This window comes from Synechococcus sp. A15-24 (genome assembly GCF_014280195.1).
In the GTDB taxonomy this organism is placed as follows: Bacteria; Cyanobacteriota; Cyanobacteriia; order PCC-6307; family Cyanobiaceae; genus Parasynechococcus.
In genome coordinates this window covers 1,198,038-1,213,290 of the sequence record NZ_CP047960.1, presented here as the reverse complement: position 1 = coordinate 1,213,290, position 15,253 = coordinate 1,198,038, and the positions used below count along the sequence as shown (strand labels likewise).

Annotated in this window: 26 protein-coding genes; 12 read left to right on the top strand and 14 right to left on the bottom strand. The window is 56.7% G+C overall.

From position 1 onward, the window contains the following. The first annotated feature begins 10 nt into the window (after positions 1 to 10). Entirely contained in the window at positions 11 to 715 is a 705-nt protein-coding gene (locus SynA1524_RS06655; protein ID WP_186499554.1) for an SDR family oxidoreductase, read from the top strand. On the opposite strand, the gene SynA1524_RS06650 is transcribed toward SynA1524_RS06655, so the two are convergent. The 3 genes from SynA1524_RS06650 to SynA1524_RS06640 are packed head-to-tail and all read right to left on the bottom strand — an operon-like array spanning position 697 to position 2,397. Continuing rightward, a complete protein-coding gene (locus SynA1524_RS06650; RefSeq protein WP_186496170.1) occupies positions 697 to 1,485 on the bottom strand; it encodes an ABC transporter ATP-binding protein in 789 nt (262 codons plus the stop codon). The two genes, SynA1524_RS06655 and SynA1524_RS06650, sit on opposite strands and share 19 nt — an antisense overlap. Then, a complete protein-coding gene (locus SynA1524_RS06645; protein WP_186496149.1) occupies positions 1,475 to 1,906 on the bottom strand; it encodes an NUDIX hydrolase in 432 nt (143 codons plus the stop codon). Before SynA1524_RS06645 ends, SynA1524_RS06650 begins: the two co-directional genes overlap by 11 nt. Beyond that, positions 1,903 to 2,397 carry a hypothetical protein gene (locus SynA1524_RS06640; protein WP_186496147.1) on the bottom strand — a complete coding sequence of 165 codons (495 nt, stop codon included), beginning with the start codon at positions 2,395 to 2,397 and terminating at the stop codon, positions 1,903 to 1,905. The genes SynA1524_RS06645 and SynA1524_RS06640 overlap by 4 nt, the downstream gene beginning before the upstream one ends. A gap of 11 nt (positions 2,398 to 2,408) precedes the next feature. Between SynA1524_RS06640 and SynA1524_RS06635 the strand changes: the two genes are divergently transcribed. After that, positions 2,409 to 2,630 carry a hypothetical protein gene (locus SynA1524_RS06635; protein WP_502707890.1) on the top strand — a complete coding sequence of 74 codons (222 nt, stop codon included), beginning with the start codon at positions 2,409 to 2,411 and terminating at the stop codon, positions 2,628 to 2,630. A 4-nt stretch (positions 2,631 to 2,634) separates the two neighbouring features. Here the strand turns inward: SynA1524_RS06635 and SynA1524_RS06630 are convergent, their stop codons facing one another. Next, complete coding sequence (locus SynA1524_RS06630; protein ID WP_186496144.1) at positions 2,635 to 2,820, bottom strand: DUF8647 family protein; 186 nt, start codon at positions 2,818 to 2,820, stop codon at positions 2,635 to 2,637. A 107-nt stretch (positions 2,821 to 2,927) separates the two neighbouring features. After that, complete coding sequence (locus SynA1524_RS13010) at positions 2,928 to 3,053, bottom strand: hypothetical protein (RefSeq protein ID WP_286188501.1); 126 nt, start codon at positions 3,051 to 3,053, stop codon at positions 2,928 to 2,930. On the opposite strand from SynA1524_RS13010, the gene SynA1524_RS06625 reads away from it, so the two are divergent. The 4 genes from SynA1524_RS06625 (at position 3,052) to SynA1524_RS06610 (ending at position 4,608) form a co-directional block, all read left to right on the top strand. Then, positions 3,052 to 3,237, top strand: a complete 186-nt coding sequence (locus SynA1524_RS06625) for a hypothetical protein (protein ID WP_186496141.1) — start codon at positions 3,052 to 3,054, stop codon at positions 3,235 to 3,237. The genes SynA1524_RS13010 and SynA1524_RS06625 overlap by 2 nt on opposite strands. 97 nt (positions 3,238 to 3,334) lie before the next feature. Beyond that, positions 3,335 to 3,730 carry a hypothetical protein gene (locus SynA1524_RS06620; protein WP_286188500.1) on the top strand — a complete coding sequence of 132 codons (396 nt, stop codon included), beginning with the start codon at positions 3,335 to 3,337 and terminating at the stop codon, positions 3,728 to 3,730. Next, positions 3,727 to 3,948, top strand: a complete 222-nt coding sequence (locus tag SynA1524_RS06615) for a high light inducible protein (protein WP_186496135.1) — start codon at positions 3,727 to 3,729, stop codon at positions 3,946 to 3,948. Before SynA1524_RS06620 ends, SynA1524_RS06615 begins: the two co-directional genes overlap by 4 nt. 3 nt (positions 3,949 to 3,951) lie before the next feature. Further along, entirely contained in the window at positions 3,952 to 4,608 is a 657-nt protein-coding gene (locus SynA1524_RS06610) for a class I SAM-dependent methyltransferase (protein ID WP_186496133.1), read from the top strand. A gap of 5 nt (positions 4,609 to 4,613) precedes the next feature. Here SynA1524_RS06610 and SynA1524_RS06605 read toward each other — a convergent pair whose 3' ends face one another. Continuing rightward, positions 4,614 to 5,081 carry a DUF427 domain-containing protein gene (locus SynA1524_RS06605; RefSeq protein WP_186496131.1) on the bottom strand — a complete coding sequence of 156 codons (468 nt, stop codon included), beginning with the start codon at positions 5,079 to 5,081 and terminating at the stop codon, positions 4,614 to 4,616. Positions 5,082 to 5,177: 96 nt separating this feature from the next. Between SynA1524_RS06605 and SynA1524_RS06600 the strand changes: the two genes are divergently transcribed. After that, positions 5,178 to 5,525, top strand: a complete 348-nt coding sequence (locus tag SynA1524_RS06600; protein WP_286188499.1) for a molecular chaperone DnaJ — start codon at positions 5,178 to 5,180, stop codon at positions 5,523 to 5,525. A 2-nt stretch (positions 5,526 to 5,527) separates the two neighbouring features. Here the strand turns inward: SynA1524_RS06600 and SynA1524_RS06595 are convergent, their stop codons facing one another. Next, positions 5,528 to 5,623 (bottom strand): hypothetical protein, encoded by a 96-nt coding sequence (locus SynA1524_RS06595; protein ID WP_042503531.1) that lies wholly within the window; start codon positions 5,621 to 5,623, stop codon positions 5,528 to 5,530. A gap of 280 nt (positions 5,624 to 5,903) precedes the next feature. Here SynA1524_RS06595 and SynA1524_RS13005 point away from each other — a divergent pair, with 280 nt between their 5' ends. Both SynA1524_RS13005 and SynA1524_RS06585 read left to right on the top strand, forming a co-directional pair. After that, positions 5,904 to 6,182, top strand: a complete 279-nt coding sequence (locus tag SynA1524_RS13005; RefSeq protein WP_286188498.1) for a DUF4278 domain-containing protein — start codon at positions 5,904 to 5,906, stop codon at positions 6,180 to 6,182. 81 nt (positions 6,183 to 6,263) lie between these two features. Continuing rightward, positions 6,264 to 6,521 (top strand): hypothetical protein, encoded by a 258-nt coding sequence (locus tag SynA1524_RS06585; protein ID WP_186496125.1) that lies wholly within the window; start codon positions 6,264 to 6,266, stop codon positions 6,519 to 6,521. A gap of 532 nt (positions 6,522 to 7,053) precedes the next feature. Here SynA1524_RS06585 and SynA1524_RS06580 read toward each other — a convergent pair. Together SynA1524_RS06580 and SynA1524_RS06575 are read right to left on the bottom strand one after the other, a co-directional pair. Next, a complete protein-coding gene (locus tag SynA1524_RS06580) occupies positions 7,054 to 7,320 on the bottom strand; it encodes a hypothetical protein (protein WP_186496122.1) in 267 nt (88 codons plus the stop codon). Then, the gene (locus SynA1524_RS06575; protein WP_186496119.1) at positions 7,317 to 7,499 is read right to left on the bottom strand and encodes a hypothetical protein; all 183 of its coding nucleotides are present in this window, start codon (positions 7,497 to 7,499) and stop codon (positions 7,317 to 7,319) included. Before SynA1524_RS06575 ends, SynA1524_RS06580 begins: the two co-directional genes overlap by 4 nt. A 218-nt stretch (positions 7,500 to 7,717) precedes the next feature. Between SynA1524_RS06575 and SynA1524_RS06570 the strand changes: the two genes are divergently transcribed. Further along, a complete protein-coding gene (locus SynA1524_RS06570; protein ID WP_158305732.1) occupies positions 7,718 to 7,873 on the top strand; it encodes a hypothetical protein in 156 nt (51 codons plus the stop codon). 20 nt (positions 7,874 to 7,893) lie between these two features. Here the strand turns inward: SynA1524_RS06570 and SynA1524_RS06565 are convergent, their stop codons facing one another. From SynA1524_RS06565 to SynA1524_RS13205, 4 genes are read right to left on the bottom strand one after another with little or no spacing between them, the layout of a single operon-like run. Beyond that, positions 7,894 to 8,436, bottom strand: coding sequence for a DUF1543 domain-containing protein (locus SynA1524_RS06565; protein WP_186496117.1), 543 nt, complete (start codon positions 8,434 to 8,436; stop codon positions 7,894 to 7,896). A gap of 1 nt (position 8,437) precedes the next feature. Continuing rightward, a complete protein-coding gene (gene chrA / locus SynA1524_RS06560; RefSeq protein ID WP_186496114.1) occupies positions 8,438 to 9,622 on the bottom strand; it encodes a chromate efflux transporter in 1,185 nt (394 codons plus the stop codon). After that, positions 9,619 to 10,221 (bottom strand): methylglyoxal synthase, encoded by a 603-nt coding sequence (locus SynA1524_RS06555; RefSeq protein WP_222930470.1) that lies wholly within the window; start codon positions 10,219 to 10,221, stop codon positions 9,619 to 9,621. The genes chrA and SynA1524_RS06555 overlap by 4 nt, the downstream gene beginning before the upstream one ends. Beyond that, positions 10,191 to 10,391, bottom strand: coding sequence for a cyclic nucleotide-binding domain-containing protein (locus tag SynA1524_RS13205; RefSeq protein ID WP_353616585.1), 201 nt, complete (start codon positions 10,389 to 10,391; stop codon positions 10,191 to 10,193). The genes SynA1524_RS06555 and SynA1524_RS13205 overlap by 31 nt, the downstream gene beginning before the upstream one ends. Positions 10,392 to 10,418: 27 nt before the next feature. Here SynA1524_RS13205 and SynA1524_RS12885 point away from each other — a divergent pair, with 27 nt between their 5' ends. Next, a complete protein-coding gene (locus SynA1524_RS12885; protein WP_222930469.1) occupies positions 10,419 to 10,754 on the top strand; it encodes a hypothetical protein in 336 nt (111 codons plus the stop codon). A 60-nt stretch (positions 10,755 to 10,814) separates the two neighbouring features. Here the strand turns inward: SynA1524_RS12885 and SynA1524_RS06545 are convergent, their stop codons facing one another. Then, positions 10,815 to 13,259 (bottom strand): ligase-associated DNA damage response DEXH box helicase, encoded by a 2,445-nt coding sequence (locus tag SynA1524_RS06545; RefSeq protein WP_186496108.1) that lies wholly within the window; start codon positions 13,257 to 13,259, stop codon positions 10,815 to 10,817. Here SynA1524_RS06545 and SynA1524_RS06540 point away from each other — a divergent pair. Further along, the gene (locus SynA1524_RS06540) at positions 13,208 to 15,253 is read left to right on the top strand and encodes an alpha-amylase family glycosyl hydrolase (protein WP_186496106.1); all 2,046 of its coding nucleotides are present in this window, start codon (positions 13,208 to 13,210) and stop codon (positions 15,251 to 15,253) included. The two genes, SynA1524_RS06545 and SynA1524_RS06540, sit on opposite strands and share 52 nt — an antisense overlap.

Below are 15,253 nucleotides of genomic sequence, written 5' to 3'. Positions count from 1 at the left end.
CAAACGGCTGATGCAGCGAGTGGCGGTGTCCGGTGCCTCCGGCAAAACCGGATGGCGGGTGGTGGAGGAAGCCCTGCAGCGGGGCATGTCCGTCCGAGCCATCGTGCGGCAGGAGTCCACGTTGCCTCCGGCACTGGCAGCGGCTGAGCGTGATCAACGTCTCGACGTGCAACGACTCGATCTCAATTCGGGTGAGGCGCTCCTGCATGCCTTGAAGGGATGCACAGCATTGGTCATTGCCACGGGAGCCAGGCCATCGATCAATCTCGCTGGTCCACTGCAGGTGGACGCTGCTGGCGTGCAGTCTCAGGTGCAGGCCTGCCGGGCGGTCGGCCTCCAACGGGTGGTGTTGGTGAGTTCCCTCTGCGCGGGTCGCTGGCTGCACCCGCTGAATCTGTTCGGTTTGATCCTGGTGTGGAAACGACTGGGTGAGCGCTGGCTGGAGCGAAGTGGCCTGGATTGGACCGTCGTCCGTCCGGGTGGCCTCAGTGAGGACGATGGTCGCGCTGAGGCGGAAGGGGTTGTGTTCACGGGAGCGGATCAGCAGCAGAGCAGCAGCATTCCCCGTCGGCTGGTGGCCCGGGTCTGTCTCGATGCTCTGGAGAGTCCGGCCTCCAGTGGGCACATCATTGAAATCACCAGTTCGCCCGATCAGCCGTTGCGCAGCCTGCAGCAGTGGCTCGAGGCCTCTCCTGTTCAGGCCGGCAGTACCTGACGGAAGCCATTGGCGTGCACCACCCGCAGCGGTGTGTCGAACAGCGTGCTGAGCGGCGTGTCCTGAAGCATCTCGTCGGGCGTGCCGTCTCCCACGATCTGGCCCCCAGAGAGAAACAGCACCCGCTGCATCTCAGGAACAATCGTGTCTATGCGATGGGTCACCTGCACCACAGTGGTGTTCTTGCGGCAGAGCTGCTGCAGGGTGCTGAGCAGCTGGTGGCAGGCCTTGAGATCCAGGGCTCGACTCGGCTCATCGAGCACCAGAACCTCCGGAGCGTGCACCAGCGCCCGCGCGATCAACAGACGGCGTTTCTGACCATCCGACAACGTCCCGAACGGTTGTTCGGCGATCGACTGCAGATCCAGTTGTTGGATGAGGCTGTCGCTGAGGTCCCGTTGAGCGGTGCTTGGCACCTGGTCTCGTCCGAGGCGCATGGAGCCGAACAGGCCGCACTGCACCACCTCCCGAGCAGGACAGCCAGCCGGAATGCGTTGTTCCAGCTCACTGGTCACCACCCCCAACCGTCGCCGCAACCGCCAGAGATTCGCCGTTGATGACCCGAACAATTTCAGGTGGGCAGTCGGTTTGACGATCGGATGCAGGCTGCGATCAATCAGCTTCACCAGGCTGCTCTTGCCGGCTCCGTTGGGTCCAAGCACCGTGGTGGATTCCCCCAGTCGCAGCTGCAGCGACAGGGACTGCAGGACCGGCGCACCCCCCAGCCAGGCTTCGCCGTCCTCAATGTCGAACCAGGCTTCAGGCGTCATCCATCTCCGCCAGCAGACGGCGCATGACGATGGACAAGCCTGGGGCGATCGGACGCTGCTCCTGGCAGTGATCACTCCAGATCTTCTCCCTGCAGAGCTCCTCCAGGCTGGCGAGTTTGAGGTCCTGCCCTTCCTTAAGGCACAGCTGTTCCAGGGGCACCGTCAGCACACCGCGGAACACGTGGGCCGTGCGGGTGCCACTGTCATCGCTGAACCAGTGCTGCAGCGGAGTTGAGGGAGCCCAGCTGATTTCCTCCTCCAGTTCGCGCTGAACAGCGTCAGCCGGAGACTCTCCCGACTCGACATGGCCACCGAACAGACCCCAGTGGCCGGGATAAATGATTGAGTCGATGTCATCGCGCAGCTGCAACAGCCAGCGTCCATCCCGATGGAGCACGGCCAGGGCGACGCTGATTGTCATCGCTGGATGGCAGGGTCCTTCACCCATAGCGCCAGGCCACCGCCCCGTCCGCGGGCACAGAGCCAGTGGGCGTCATCGCCGACGGCAATGAGAGCAAAGAAGGGCATCCGTTGGGGTTTGGGCTGGGGCAGGGAGCGCTCGAGCAGTCGGTAGGAACCGAGCATCACGCGTACGCACGAGAAGCTGAATTGCAACAGGGGCCGGCGACCCAGCAGGCAGGCGCTCCCCTCGAAGCGAAGCAGCAGCGGGCCCAGGTTCACCTGGTTGGCGATCCGCAGGCCTGTTTCGTTCTGCTCAAGCTCTAGACAGGCCTTCAGAGTGCGCAGCAGCAGCGTCGACGCCTTCGGTGCTGCCTTGGCTTGACGCGACCAGGTGGTGTTCAGCCACCAGCAGCCAGAGAGGGTCTGGGATGTCAGCCCCGAACCCAGAAGGCGGGCTTGGCGTTCCAGCTCCAGGACAGCTGCGGCGTCCTGTGGGAGATCAGAGGTCATGGGAAGCTTCCGTGACGCCATACTTCCGGATCCAGCCGATGCAGCGCGATCAACCTCGGACACCTGTGTTGATGGATCTTCTGCTGCGGGGCCTGAGGATCGGGGCCAGCACAGTGGCGATTGTGGAACTCCTGCGCAGCGATTGGCTTGGGGGTGGACTGTCGAGCCTGGCCTGGGTGGTGTTTTTTCAGGTGGAACGCCGTCGGGCTGCCGCTGAGCAGCTCGAGCCTTGAGGCATCAGGCCTTGGTCTGAAGGATGGAGTCGATGCAGTTGGGGTGCTGTTTGATGTAGGCGTTGAATTCCATAGCCAGCAGCCGGGCTTCGTAGGCATCGCTGGCGTAAAAGCAGGACTCGAGCTTCTCGCCGTTGGAGTTCTTGTGGCGAACGGTGTAGGGAGTCCGTCCCTCAGTGATTGTTGACATGAGCTCTGAGGTGTGACCCGCTCAACATGACACGTCCAATCTGCCTGATGCCATAACCATTTGTTCATGTTTTCGTTTCAACGCTTCGTAAAGTTCCTGGTATTAATTCATTCGGAGTGAATAATCCAACGCGGGTTTTCACCCGTTTGGGGGATGTGCAGATCGTCCGCTTCGCTGATGCTGAATGCATTCAAGGGAGATCCAAATCCCACACGACCCAGGAGGTCAGCCATGACCACAACCCAAACAGCCCAACACAACACCGTTCAGCAATGTTTGCTGGCCGTCAGCTTCAGTTTGCTTGTTGCAGGTGTTTCAACACCCCTCGCTTTTGAGGCTCCGGTGCATGAACCACTGGAGATCACGCTATGCCGCTTGCAGCTGGTGTCCACGGATCCAACCCTGCGGGTGTTCTGAATCAATCTGTTCCAATCTCATCCCCTGCTCCATTCAGGGGTTTTTTGTTGATTGAATCAAATGCTTCGTCGCTCATTGCGTGCCGTTGCTTCATCGTTTGACCGTCGCGGTCCTGAGTGTTCTGGCTGTTGCGCCTGGGGCGCTCGCCCAGGCCGACTGGAGCCCGAAGCCTGAGCCTCAGGCGATGCAACAGCTGCGTGAGGAGTATCTGCCCGAGCCGGAGTGGCAGTTCATGGATGCCATCCGCAATGCCCGTGTTGAAGCTGCTGAATACATACGAAAGCCTCGCGCTGTGGGGGACACCATGGAGCTCGAGGCCGGCCTGCTGCTGAAGCCAACCGGCCGAGACGAATGGACGAGCAAGGTTGTGCCGATGCGTGCGCTCTGTTCAGACGGTCGTCTGGAACGACGCTCGTCGGATGGATCCTGGTCTGCCTACCCCAGTCGACCGGATACGGCCGTTAAGGTCCGATGGATCTGTTCGCTGCGATGACACGACCGGCTTTCCAGTACGAGCAACCGGAGCGTTTCGGTGAGTCCCTCACCACAGCACGCCCTTGGAACCAGTCGGCGCTGACCTTCGTCGAACGCCTAAATGGTCGTGCCGCGATGGTGGGTTTTTCGGCCGCGGTTCTCGGGGAACTGTTCACAGGCCAGGACATCGTCGGTCAACTGACGGGCGTGGTGCGCTGGTATCTCGAACTGGGTTGAGCCATGCCTGCTGTTCGCGTTCTTGAGGAATCCCAGCGCTACAAGCTGGATGGCAGTGATGACGCGCTGTTTTACAACGAGCCTCGCTTTGTTCATCATCTCGACGCGGGTTTCCGGGCGCGTCTGACGCAGCTCTACCGAGAACGGATCCCTCCCTGCGCCGAGGTGTTGGATCTGATGAGCAGCTGGGTCAGTCATCTGCCGGACGACATCACCTACGACACCGTGGTGGGTCATGGGCTCAACGACGAGGAGCTGGCAGCCAATCCCAGCCTTGATCGCCATTGGGTACAGAACCTCAATCGTGATCAGGTGCTGCCTCTTGAGAACGACAGTTTTGATTGCACCTTGATCGTTGCCGGCTGGCAGTACCTGCAGCAACCGGAAGCCATTGCCGCCGAATTGCTGCGGATCACCCGCCCTCGAGGCCAGGTGATCGTGGCCTTCAGCAACCGCATGTTCTTCACCAAGGCCCCTCAGGTCTGGACCGATGGTGATGACCGTGATCACCTCAGTTATGTGGCTTCGGTGCTGATGGCACAGGGCTGGCCCAAGCCAGAGATCGTGGCGGAACAGACCCGCGGTGAGGGGGTAATGGGACTGCTCGGTGGCAAGGGTGATCCGTTCTTCGCTGTGGTGGCCACCAAGCCCCTGGGTTGATCAGATCAGATCAGTTCCGGATGACTGGGATCCCCCTTGAAGGGCCCTTCAACCTGGGATGTGATCCAACCGCCGTAGAACCCCCCATGCTGGGGAGTCACCCGTTCGCCGTTAACCCAACAGCCATCCATCTGTCCTGGGTAGAGGGCAAACCACCCGGCCAGCTCGCGGAACCGTTCACTGGGGTGGTTGTAAGTCCATACCGCTCGATTAAGCCGCCGCTCTCCTGCCACCACGTCGTAATAGCTGGCCACACCCTTCCATTCACAGAACGACGGCCTCCCCGGGGCGGGAACCAGCAGCACCTGGTTCATGGCCTCCGGCGGCAAGTAATAGGTGGGGGGATGGAAGGTCTCCAGCACCCGCAAACTGCGTTGTGTCTCCACAAGGATTTCGCCTAGAGCCTCCACCCGGATCTGGTCCTGAGAGGCTTCCAACCGTGGTGGACGGGGGTAGTCGCGGACGCGCTCCATGGTCTGGCTGCTGGGTTTCAGGGCTGGGAGTCACGCAGATCACCGAAGCCGGGACCCCCGATCAGTCATTGTGACGCCCTTGTGGTGAGTCTTCCGGTGGCGAAAACGACTGGGCTCGGGGGTGGTGAAGCCGGTAGCGGCGGTTTCGGCGGTGGCGCAGGTTCATCCGGCAAGAAGAGTGCCAAACGCAAGCCGGGCAAAGCCAACCACCGCCGCGAACAGTGTCCAATGGGGCGAGACCCTGATATCGACGCCATCAAGGCCCGCCAGAGCCTTGGCTTGCCTCTGACCGGACGACTCACGGAGCAGCAGGTGAAACGTGCTCACAAACTGCTCGCGGTGAAGCATCACCCCGACAAGGGTGGCGATCCTGAGCTGATGACGCGCTACAACAACGCCCGAGATGTGCTGTTGGAGCCTGAGATGGAAGCCATCGTCGGTTGATTTCAGCGGGCAGATCGCACCAACACCAACCAGCAGATCAGCAGCAGGCCACTCAGGCTGACCACGGTGTAAATCCAGTCCGCGTAAGGGGTCCACATGGATCAGGAGCGATCCCAGACCAGTAACAGCACTGCAAAGACACCGCCAAACACCAGAAACGGTGTGGCGATGGTGACCAGGGACTGGGTGTCCATTCAAAACAGCGCGAGCCCTGTGATCCTCACGGCCCTGGTCCATGGCTGTCAAACAGGAGATACGCACTGAAGTTTTGAGAGTCTGGTTTGGTCAACGAACCTGTCTGGTTAGATCATTCAGAAAAATAATGTGTTAGAGAATCGATATGAGCGATTAAAATGTTCCTAATGGAACAATTTAAAGGTGCGCTCTAAACGTTTTTATATTGTCAAAATCATTTTGTGCTGCGCCGAACTTGTTTTTTATTTGGCGATGGCCGCAAATTCGCGAGTCATTTTCAAAGCCATGCAACTGACGTTTCTGGGCAACACCCACACCAAGTCTTGTACTCCGCAGGTGAAGCCGGATGTTCAGCTCCGTTATCAGGGAAAGGTGTATCAAGCACGCAGGTTGGAAGCTGCTAATGCACTGGCGACAAACGCGATCGCATTAACCTATCGCGGTGTGTCGTATACGAAATGAGGGATGCCGGACCAGAATATTTCTGGTCCGAGACATCTTGATTGAATTCACGTATGGTGGCTGAACTCTTGGGTTTGAGCCATGGCTAGATTGAACAACCCTGTGTTGGATACCAGTATTGTTGTGTTGGCAACAACCGTTGTGTTTGGGGAACGTGTGCTGTTCCCCATGTTCAAAATTGTTGCCTCCATGCTCGAGTCGTTTGTGAACTCGTTGAACGTCACTCATGAGAGCATGCCTCAGTTGGAGATCCCGTCAAAAGAATACGAACTGGTTGAGGCTGTTCAACCTGAAAAGGCATATGTAACGATGATCATTCATGATATAGAATCTAGTTAACAGCTTGGTCATGACCGTTGCATGATCCATTGGCGGCTTGTTAATCGCGGCTCCAGCGATCAGGCCCGCAATCTGAGGGCTCATATTGCTTTTTGGCCAATCTGTAATCGTCTGTGTCGCTAAGCAATTGGTTGCTGGCTTCCTCTTGAGCAATTTGATTGTCAGATGTTGCGATTGTCATGCGAAGGATTGACATCCGTGATCCTAATTTGTTCATTGTTCGCTGTATAAACTCACATTCCGTTAATGCATGGCTCGGTGTTGCCATGACGCCTGTTGCTAACGCAACAAACCAGCAGCAGCCCTTAACGCCTGTCATTCAATTTGAATTCGTTGAAGACAGCCTCCGCCTCGGCGTAATCCTTGCGCTCTCTTAGCTCATAGATGAGAGATTTCCACCAGTCCCAGGTGTCCATCTGAATTAGCTCATCCAGAATCTGTTCCCGCATGATCAATCTGCGATTGCTTGAACGCTAGGAAGAGATCGCGATGCGTCAATTGGTGTTCACAACTTGATAACAAGCGGCTGATTTCAGCGGATCAGATTGGCCTTGAAGAAACCTGAGCCCAAGCCAAAACTTTGCTTTTTGTCCTGGTGGAGGGTGATGGATAGGTCGAAATCAAGCAGTCCGTGGGCTTCGATAGCCTCACGGCTGAGTTGTCCCGTGTTGATGCTTTCGTAATTCGAGAGGATGCTGTCTCGGTTCTGTTCCAGAAAATTGATCAGCTGCTCAAGCAGGAATTGTCGCCATTCCTCTTTTTCCTTCTCCTTCAGTGGTTGAACCTGCTCTTGAGTCATCCCTGGTTGAAGCGGCTGTCCAGCCATCGTGAAAATATGTATGCCGTGATGAACATGGGTAGGTACACCACCCACATGTTGTCCAGATCCAGGGGGCTGTTGTTGACCAACGTCAAGGCGACGTAGCTCAGCACCATGTAGATCGACACACGGCGCAGCGCCGGAAATTTTTGAAACATGCGGCCCTAACAACTGTGGACGTTCTAGCCGGTATCAGCGGCTTGTCGTCTCCATAGCCCTTGTCGCGTCTGGGATGGTCTGATGGTCGTTATGGACATGCCTGGTCCTCTTATTTGTTGTGATCGACATATTTGTTGCCCAGTCGATGCCGCCCCTGTAGCAGAAGGGAACCTGAGTCATGAATTTGAACCGATACATTCTTCGTGACGGACAGGTTGTGACGTCATCCCAACCATCGGAAGGGATGGATGTGTATTGCTACCAGGAGAGGAGTGGTGCCACCACCTGCATGTTTCTCTCAGACCGGGCCGAGGTGGCTTTTCTGATGAGTTGTGGTGAGGATCTGAACGTCAGCTTCACGGGGAACCGTTGAAGTCAGCCCTGGTGGAGGTCTCAGATCAACCGGTAGCCATACCAATCAGGCCGGTCCGATGGATCATCACCCTCGTTCACCAGTGTCAGTCGGAGACTCCACTGCCCGTTGCCGTCGATCGGCAACAGGTCGTCGAGCTCAGGTTCCTGCATCACGCTGTGCAGATCGTCTTTGTGGATCTGTTCGAGTCCCTTGAGCCAGCGACGCTTGGCCGCCGCTTTGGCGCTCGCTGTGGATCGAGCCACTACCAGTCCGAAGTGATGACGTTCCGCCATTGAGCTGGGGTCATAGGCCCCAAGATTGACAAACCAAAGCTTCGCCGTGCCATCGGTCTTCTTTTCCCTCGACGCAAGAGGGCCAGGGAGCACCTCAACCAGGTGGTTGTCGATACGTTCGACAGTGCGATAACTGTCGAGATGCAGTCCGCGGCGAAGTCCGATCCATTGCTGAATCAACTGGGGGTAGGTGTCTTCAATCTCCTCTCCCACCACCCATCGCACGTCGTGCTGCTCGGTATGGCAACCCCGACAACGACCTCCCAGCACCACCAGAAACAGCTTCATCTCAACGAAGCCACTCCAGCAACAACCCGATCATCAGGGATGCGCTGATCAGCGGCAGAGGTTTCATTCGTCCAGTCACGCTCAGCCACAGCGCAAGGCTGAACAGCAGAAGCTGCACCCAGATCACGCCACTCTCCACAGCTGTCCATGTCAACGGAACTGCAGCCGCTGCGACGGCTCCGGGCACGCCCGCCAGCAGACCACTCAGCACCGTTTTCACCGATGGTCGTTGGCGGAGCCGTTGCAAAAAGGATGCCCCCACAAGGATGAACGCAAAGCTGGGCAGGAAAATGGCGGCTGTTGCCGTGCAGGCAGCCAAGACAGCAAACGAGACTCCCCCTTCCTGCCAGGCGGCCTGGTAACCGACGAAAGCACTGGTAAGAACCACAGGGCCAGGTGAAATCTGACCGATCGCGACGCCGTCGAGGAATTGAGCGGAGTTCAGCCAGCCCAGCGACACCACCTGCTGCTCAAGCAGGGGAATGATCACCAATCCTCCGCCAAACACCAGTAGGCCTGTTTTGAAAAACACGGCGAATAACTGGCCCAGCAGGCCCCATGAGCCAAAAAGCAGGGGAGCTGTGGCCAGGGGGACCGGTGCCAACAGTCCAGCGTTGCCTGCCGAAGGTGGCGTTGGTGCTGATGGCGTTTGTGCGATCAGCCATCGGCTCAGACCGGCCAGCAACAGCAGACCACCAGCTGGAAATGTCAGGGGGCTGAAGCTGTTGAGCAGTCCACCGAGCATCACTAGACCAGCTGTGATGCGTTGCCATCCAGCCCTGCGGTTGCGCAGGAGCTTCCAGGCAAAGGCCCAGATGATGGCTGCGATCACCGGTTGCAGCGTCTGCAGTGCCGTTGTGAAGCTGGGGATGGATTGCCCGTTGCGCCAGAGCTCACTGAGGGCCAGCACGATCAAAAGGCCGGGCAGCAGAAAACAGATCCCACTGATCAACCCCCCCGGCAAGCCACGTTGGAGCCATCCCAGGTAGATCGCCATCTGGCTGGAGGCGGGACCAGGCAGCGCTTCACAGAGACCCAGGCCTTCATCGAAGCGATCGGCATCAACCCAACCTCGGCTGAGCACGATCTCCTCCCGAAGCATGGCGATGTGAGCCTGGGGACCACCGAAGCCAAGGAGTCCGATCCGCAGGTAGAGGGCGATGAACGTGGCCCAGGAGCTGGTCACGCCGATGCGACGACTTTTTTCTGCTGATTTCTGTAGTTCTCCAACACGCGATTGGGAATCACTGCCTCCTCGGGATGATCGACCAACAAGTAGTTGAGAATGGCGGCAGCGCCCCCTGGATTGGTGGCAAACGGCACCTGATAAACGTCACACAGCCGTCCCAGCGCCTCGATATCGGCGTGGTGGGGATGGGCGGAAAGTGGATCGCGAAAGAAGATCATTCCAAGAATGCTGCTTTCGGAAATCATTTTTCCAATGGCTTGATCTCCGCCAAGAGGGCCAGAAGCCACCTTCTTAGAGAGCATTAAACCTGTTTCCTGATACAGCTTGATACCTGTCGTACCTGTGGCGATTAGATGAAAACGCCGTAATTTGTCTTGATGATTTTTTGCAAATTCCATCAAGCTAGGTTTCATTTCGTTGTGCGCAACAAGAGCGAGAAATCTTCTTTCGTCTGTGAAACTGATTCCCTCAACTTCGTGCAATCGCTTGCGGTGCAAGTTATTAAAGTACTGTTTTAATTTTTGTGCTGCTTTGCAATTTTGCTGAAGAAAGTTCTCGAAATGCTTCATTTCGAGCCGCGCCACAACGGTTTCCAAAGTGGCAGATGCCTGCTCAAAGCTGGTTCCATCTTCCGAAAAGGCTCCTCGCCGAAAGTTTGCCCAGGATGAAGTTTGTCGATTTCTGTCCCGTCGTGGCTAAGTCGAACCTCGCCGCTGACCACGATGAGCAGGCTGCAATCGGGTTCGCCTTCTGGCCTTAAAACCATATCTGCGTCGACAGTCTCGACCCCAAGGTGGGGAACAAGGGCAATAATGTCATCATCACTCAAAACGTCAGTGAGAACACTGCGCGTGCTGAGAAACTCGATCAGTTGAATTGTTTTGATGGATCTAAAGCCTCTCCGCCGAGCTTAGGCAGATTGACTTTCATGAGCAAATCAATGGGAAACCATTTTGCTGTCGTGCAAACAACTGAGCAGTTGTGGACGTTTGCCGTCTGCCATGTGCATCGAAGAGACAAAGGCTCGGCAGCAGCGTTCTTCCGAACAGATCTTCACCCAGTAGCCAGCCCCATCCTCAGTCGGAACAACATCGAAATTGGTGGAGTTGGACATCGTGAAAACGACTAAGGCTCTCTTTAAACGGGATCTCCCGATGGTCGTCAACCCGAACAACCACCCATTGCTTGGTCAGTGTTCCCGCCGCAGGGCTTCATCCCGCATCCGTTGAACCCGTTCCAGCACGGATTCATTGCTCATGCGATTGTTGAGTCGCTCCACCAGCAGGGGAAAGGCGAGGGGTCCTGGTCGGGGGGTTGAAACGTGCAGCCATTCCTGTGAAGCGGCGCGTTCCAGAGCTGCCTCGAGCCGCGGCAGTTCCAGTTGTTCCTCCAGCACTTCGCGCTGGGCTTGGCGCAGCAAACGATTCTCCGGTTCATGGCGGCTGAACACGTCAAATAGCAGCGACGCACTGATCTGCAGCTGTCCAGTACTCTTGCTCGACCCCGGGAAGCCGCGATTCATCAATCCAGCGATCTGGGCGATGGCTCGGAAACGCCGCCGTTGCAGTTCCGAGAGGTTCAACGCGTTCTGCAGATCTCGTTTGAGGTTCTGACGGTCCAACAGCAATTCGCTGTGATCCTCCAGTAATTCAGCCATGGGGTAGCCCTTCGGGGCCAACAGCTCAAAGCCGTAGTCGTTGACGGAAACCGTGATGGTTCCCCGCTCCAGGCGGGTGAGACGGGAGGCCCAGAGGAAGCCGATTCCCTCATGCACGAACCGACCCTCAAAGGGGTAGGCGTAGAGGTGTGTGCCCTCCCGTGTGGAGCAGGTTTCGATCAACAGCTGACCGATCCTTGGCAGCACGGAGAGATCCTGCTGGCGTTCGAACAGGGGCTCAAGTGCCTTCAGTTCCAGTGTGTCGAGCTCGCCGCGGCTGGCCCGGTCCACCTCCAGGCGGAGGTGATGCGTCAGGAGGTCAGACAGCGCCATCTGACCGCCGGCCCAGGCCGGCACCGTACGGGTCTTGCGGTTGCTCACCTTGACGTATGCGGTCATGTCTCTCAGCCGTACAAACTCCAGCTGCCGGCCGGAAAAGAAGAACACATCCTTCGGCTTGAGCTGACTGATGAACGTTTCCTCCACGTGACCCAGAACGGCTCCACGCACAAAACGCACCGTGATCGCCGGAGCCGCCGTGATCGTGCCGATGTTGAGCCGATGCAATCGGGCAATCGCCTTTTCGCGGATGCGATATCGGCCCGTTTCCTGGTCCCATTCCAGTTTTCGGTAGCGGGGATAGGCCGTCAGGCATTCGCCGCCCTGTTCCAGAAACAGCAGGCACCAGTCCCAGTCTTGTTGCGTCAGATCGCAGTAAGCGGCGCACTGGCGAATCGACTGCAGTGTGTGATCGGGATCAAATCCAGGCCCGCAGGCGAGGCTGGTGAGGTGTTGCAGCAGCACATCCAACGGTGCATGTGGTGGCTTGCGCTGTTCCACCAGCCCTTCGTCGAGGCCGCGCCGCACGGCACTCAGTTCCAGCAGTTCGAGGGCATTGGTGGGCATGAACAGCACCTGTGAGGTGCCGCCCGGCAAGTGGGCCGAACGGCCAGCTCGCTGCAACAGCCGCGCCAGGTTCTTGGGGCTGCCGATCTGCACCACCTGTTCCACCGGTTGGAAATCAACGCCAAGATCCAACGAGCTGGTGCACACCACCCAACGGATGCCGCCGGCCTTCACGGCCGCTTCAATCGCCTCCCGTTCACTGCGGTCAATGGCGCTGTGATGCAGGGCCAGGGCGTCCTCCATCTCCGGGCAGGCGAAGCGAAGGCATTGGTGCCATCGCTCCGACTGGTTGCGGGTGTTGGTGAACAGCAGCGTGCTGACCCCTGGATTGAGCCGCGCCACCAGCTCTTCGTACATCCGTAGCCCCAGGTGCCCGGCCCAGGGAAAGCCGTCAACCGTCTCCGGAAGGATGCTGTTGATGTCGGTGCTGCGGGCAGGGGCGCCCCCCACGATGAGTGGGTCGCCCTCCGTGCCAAGGGCATGACGTGCTGCCTGTTCCAGGTTGCCGATGGTGGCGCTGATGGCCCAGGTCTGCAGTTGGGGCCGTTGTTGCCGCAACCAGCTGAGGCAAAGCTCCGTCTGGCTTCCGCGCTTGCTGCCCATCAACTCGTGCCATTCATCCAGCACCACCGTGTCCAGACCACTGAACAGCTCCTCCGCCTTCGAGTTGCTGAGCAGCAGCGTCAGGGATTCCGGTGTGGTCACCAGAATCTGTGGCGGCGATTTCAGTTGTTTTGCTCGTTCACTGCTGCTGCTGTCGCCATTGCGGATGCCCACGCGCAGGGGCCATTGCATCGCCTCGATCGGTTCGCGGATAGCAAGGGCGAGATCACGGCTCAGAGCCCTGAGCGGGGTGAGATACAGCAACCGAATTCCTTTGGTCGTGCTCTCGTCCGCCAGAATCCGGGCGATTGGTCCCATCACCGCAGCGAAGGTCTTGCCGGATCCTGTGGGCACCTGGATCAGGCCGCTGCGACCCTCGAGGTAGGCCTCCCAGGTGACCTGTTGAAAGGGCAGTGGTGTCCAGCCTTGGTGGTCAAACCACTCATGGATCGGGTCGAGCGCGTGCACAAGCTCAGTTGACTTCAAGCAATGTTGAATCACCAATTAGGCAAGCGTTGCTTCTGCCTTGTATTGATTTGGTCAAAGTTCGCCTCACCACAGCCAGGTCCTCGTTTTCTGATCACCATGTCAGAAGTGGCTCAAGTCCTGTGTCCGACCTTTCTGCCTCAGTCGTCGCTGATCTCAAGCACCATTTATTTGATTCCCCGGTTGACTTCCGGTCTGAGGTAATTTATTTCCTGATTGTAGACCGTTTTCATGATGGTCACGATGTTGCTGGTGATCAGGAAGGTTCGGAAAAAGAAGATGCCAAAGGTCTCTTCGATCAAACAAGGCAAGATTGGGGCAAGTACTGGGGTGGAAATCTGCAGGGAATTATCAACAAGATTGATTACCTTAAAGATCTCGGGGTAACAGCGCTTTGGCTGTCTCCGTTGTTCGAGCAAGTCAGCGATCTGCAGTTCAGCCGTGCGCCGATGCATGGTTATTGGACCCGCGATTTCAAGCGACTTAATCCTCGATTTGTAAAAGTTGGTGAGTCAACCAGTATTTCAGAGTCTCCTACTCTAAAAAAACTGGTGGATGCATGCCATGCGGCGGATATTAAGATTGTCTTGGATATTGTATGCAATCACAGCTCTCCTGAGATTAACGGAAGTAAGGGAGTTGTGCTTGATGATGGACAGCCACTTGCTGATTTCAATAATGATCAAAAAGGCTTCTACTACCATGAAGGTGAAATCACCGACTGGGAAGATGAATATCAGCTAATTCATCTTGAAATGATGGGTTTGGCGACATTTAACGAAAAAAATATTTATTACCGTGACTATATTAAGTCTGCTATTCAGATGTGGTTGGATGCTGGGGTGGATGCTTTGCGCGTAGATACTCTCAAGCACATGCCGATTTGGTTCTGGCAGGAATTCACGACGGCGATGAAGGCACATAAGCCTGGCTTGTTCATGTTTGGTGAGTACGGATTCAGCAAGCCTTGGGAGCAGCGATCTGTTGATTATGCCAACAACATCGGCATGTCTATTCTTGACTTCGGTCTATGCGATGGCATTCGTTTTTGTTTTTCTGGTCAGGAGCCTGGCGGCTTCCATCAGGTTGAACGGGTGCTCAACTATGACAGCGTTTATCAACGTGCCAATGAATTGGTGACGTTCATCGACAACCACGACATGCCAAGGTTCCTGTCGATCGTCCCTGATTCCCGCAAGCTCGATCTTGCCCTTGTTCTCCTCACCACTCTCAGGGGTGTTCCTTGTCTCTTTTATGGAACGGAGCAGTACCTGAACAATGCTACGAATGGTGGTCAAGATCCCTACAACCGCCCCATGATGGAGTCATGGGATACGTCGAGTCACTCTTTTAAGTTGGTCCAGACGTTGCTTGACTTGCGTCATCGAAACCAGGCTCTGTCCCTCGGATCTCACCATACAGCTTGGATTAATGACGACTTCTATCTCTACACCCGTAATTTCCGTGATTCAGCGGTGATGGTGATGGTCAACAAAAGTGAGCATGATCATGTTGTTGATGCTGAGAATATCCAGATGCCAGATGGTTCCTACACCTGTTTGATCACAGGCTTTCCCGTGAACATCAGCAACGGCGGCCTTCAGGGGTATCGCGTGCACGGCAATTCGGCCATGGTGATCAGTGCTGAAGGCAACCCTGTGGAGGCTCCACTGGTGGTTGTGTTCCAGATCAACGGATTTGAGACTCAACCAGGTCAATCAATTGCCATCATTGGTGATTGTGACGAGCTTGGTCATTGGGATCACGCGAAGGCCTACCGCATGGAATACGTGAATCAGAACACATGGACGGCTACCGTCGGGTTTAACCGGTCTGTCGCTTCTGTGCTGAACTACAAATTTATTGTATTCCAGGACAATGGTGAATCCATCGTCGAATACCTGATCAACCGCAAGACGGTCATTCCGCAGGAAGGGCGAATCGCCATTGATTGCTTCTGGAACAGCAACAACTGA

Bases quoted from the DNA above. Each gene is read 5' to 3' on its own strand.
- SynA1524_RS06655 (WP_186499554.1), top strand. From the start codon at position 11: ATGCAGCGAGTGGCGGTGTCCGGTGCCTCCGGCAAAACCGGATGGCGG.
- SynA1524_RS06650 (WP_186496170.1), bottom strand. From the start codon at position 1,485: ATGACGCCTGAAGCCTGGTTCGACATTGAGGACGGCGAAGCCTGGCTG.
- SynA1524_RS06645 (WP_186496149.1), bottom strand. From the start codon at position 1,906: ATGACAATCAGCGTCGCCCTGGCCGTGCTCCATCGGGATGGACGCTGG.
- SynA1524_RS06640 (WP_186496147.1), bottom strand. From the start codon at position 2,397: ATGACCTCTGATCTCCCACAGGACGCCGCAGCTGTCCTGGAGCTGGAA.
- SynA1524_RS06630 (WP_186496144.1), bottom strand. From the start codon at position 2,820: ATGTCAACAATCACTGAGGGACGGACTCCCTACACCGTTCGCCACAAG.
- SynA1524_RS06625 (WP_186496141.1), top strand. From the start codon at position 3,052: ATGACCACAACCCAAACAGCCCAACACAACACCGTTCAGCAATGTTTG.
- SynA1524_RS13010 (WP_286188501.1), bottom strand. From the start codon at position 3,053: ATGGCTGACCTCCTGGGTCGTGTGGGATTTGGATCTCCCTTGAATGCA.
- SynA1524_RS06615 (WP_186496135.1), top strand. From the start codon at position 3,727: ATGACACGACCGGCTTTCCAGTACGAGCAACCGGAGCGTTTCGGTGAG.
- SynA1524_RS06610 (WP_186496133.1), top strand. From the start codon at position 3,952: ATGCCTGCTGTTCGCGTTCTTGAGGAATCCCAGCGCTACAAGCTGGAT.
- SynA1524_RS06605 (WP_186496131.1), bottom strand. From the start codon at position 5,081: ATGGAGCGCGTCCGCGACTACCCCCGTCCACCACGGTTGGAAGCCTCT.
- SynA1524_RS06595 (WP_042503531.1), bottom strand. From the start codon at position 5,623: ATGTGGACCCCTTACGCGGACTGGATTTACACCGTGGTCAGCCTGAGT.
- SynA1524_RS06585 (WP_186496125.1), top strand. From the start codon at position 6,264: ATGGCTAGATTGAACAACCCTGTGTTGGATACCAGTATTGTTGTGTTG.
- SynA1524_RS06580 (WP_186496122.1), bottom strand. From the start codon at position 7,320: ATGACTCAAGAGCAGGTTCAACCACTGAAGGAGAAGGAAAAAGAGGAA.
- SynA1524_RS06575 (WP_186496119.1), bottom strand. From the start codon at position 7,499: ATGTTTCAAAAATTTCCGGCGCTGCGCCGTGTGTCGATCTACATGGTG.
- SynA1524_RS06565 (WP_186496117.1), bottom strand. From the start codon at position 8,436: ATGAAGCTGTTTCTGGTGGTGCTGGGAGGTCGTTGTCGGGGTTGCCAT.
- SynA1524_RS13205 (WP_353616585.1), bottom strand. From the start codon at position 10,391: ATGGTTTTAAGGCCAGAAGGCGAACCCGATTGCAGCCTGCTCATCGTG.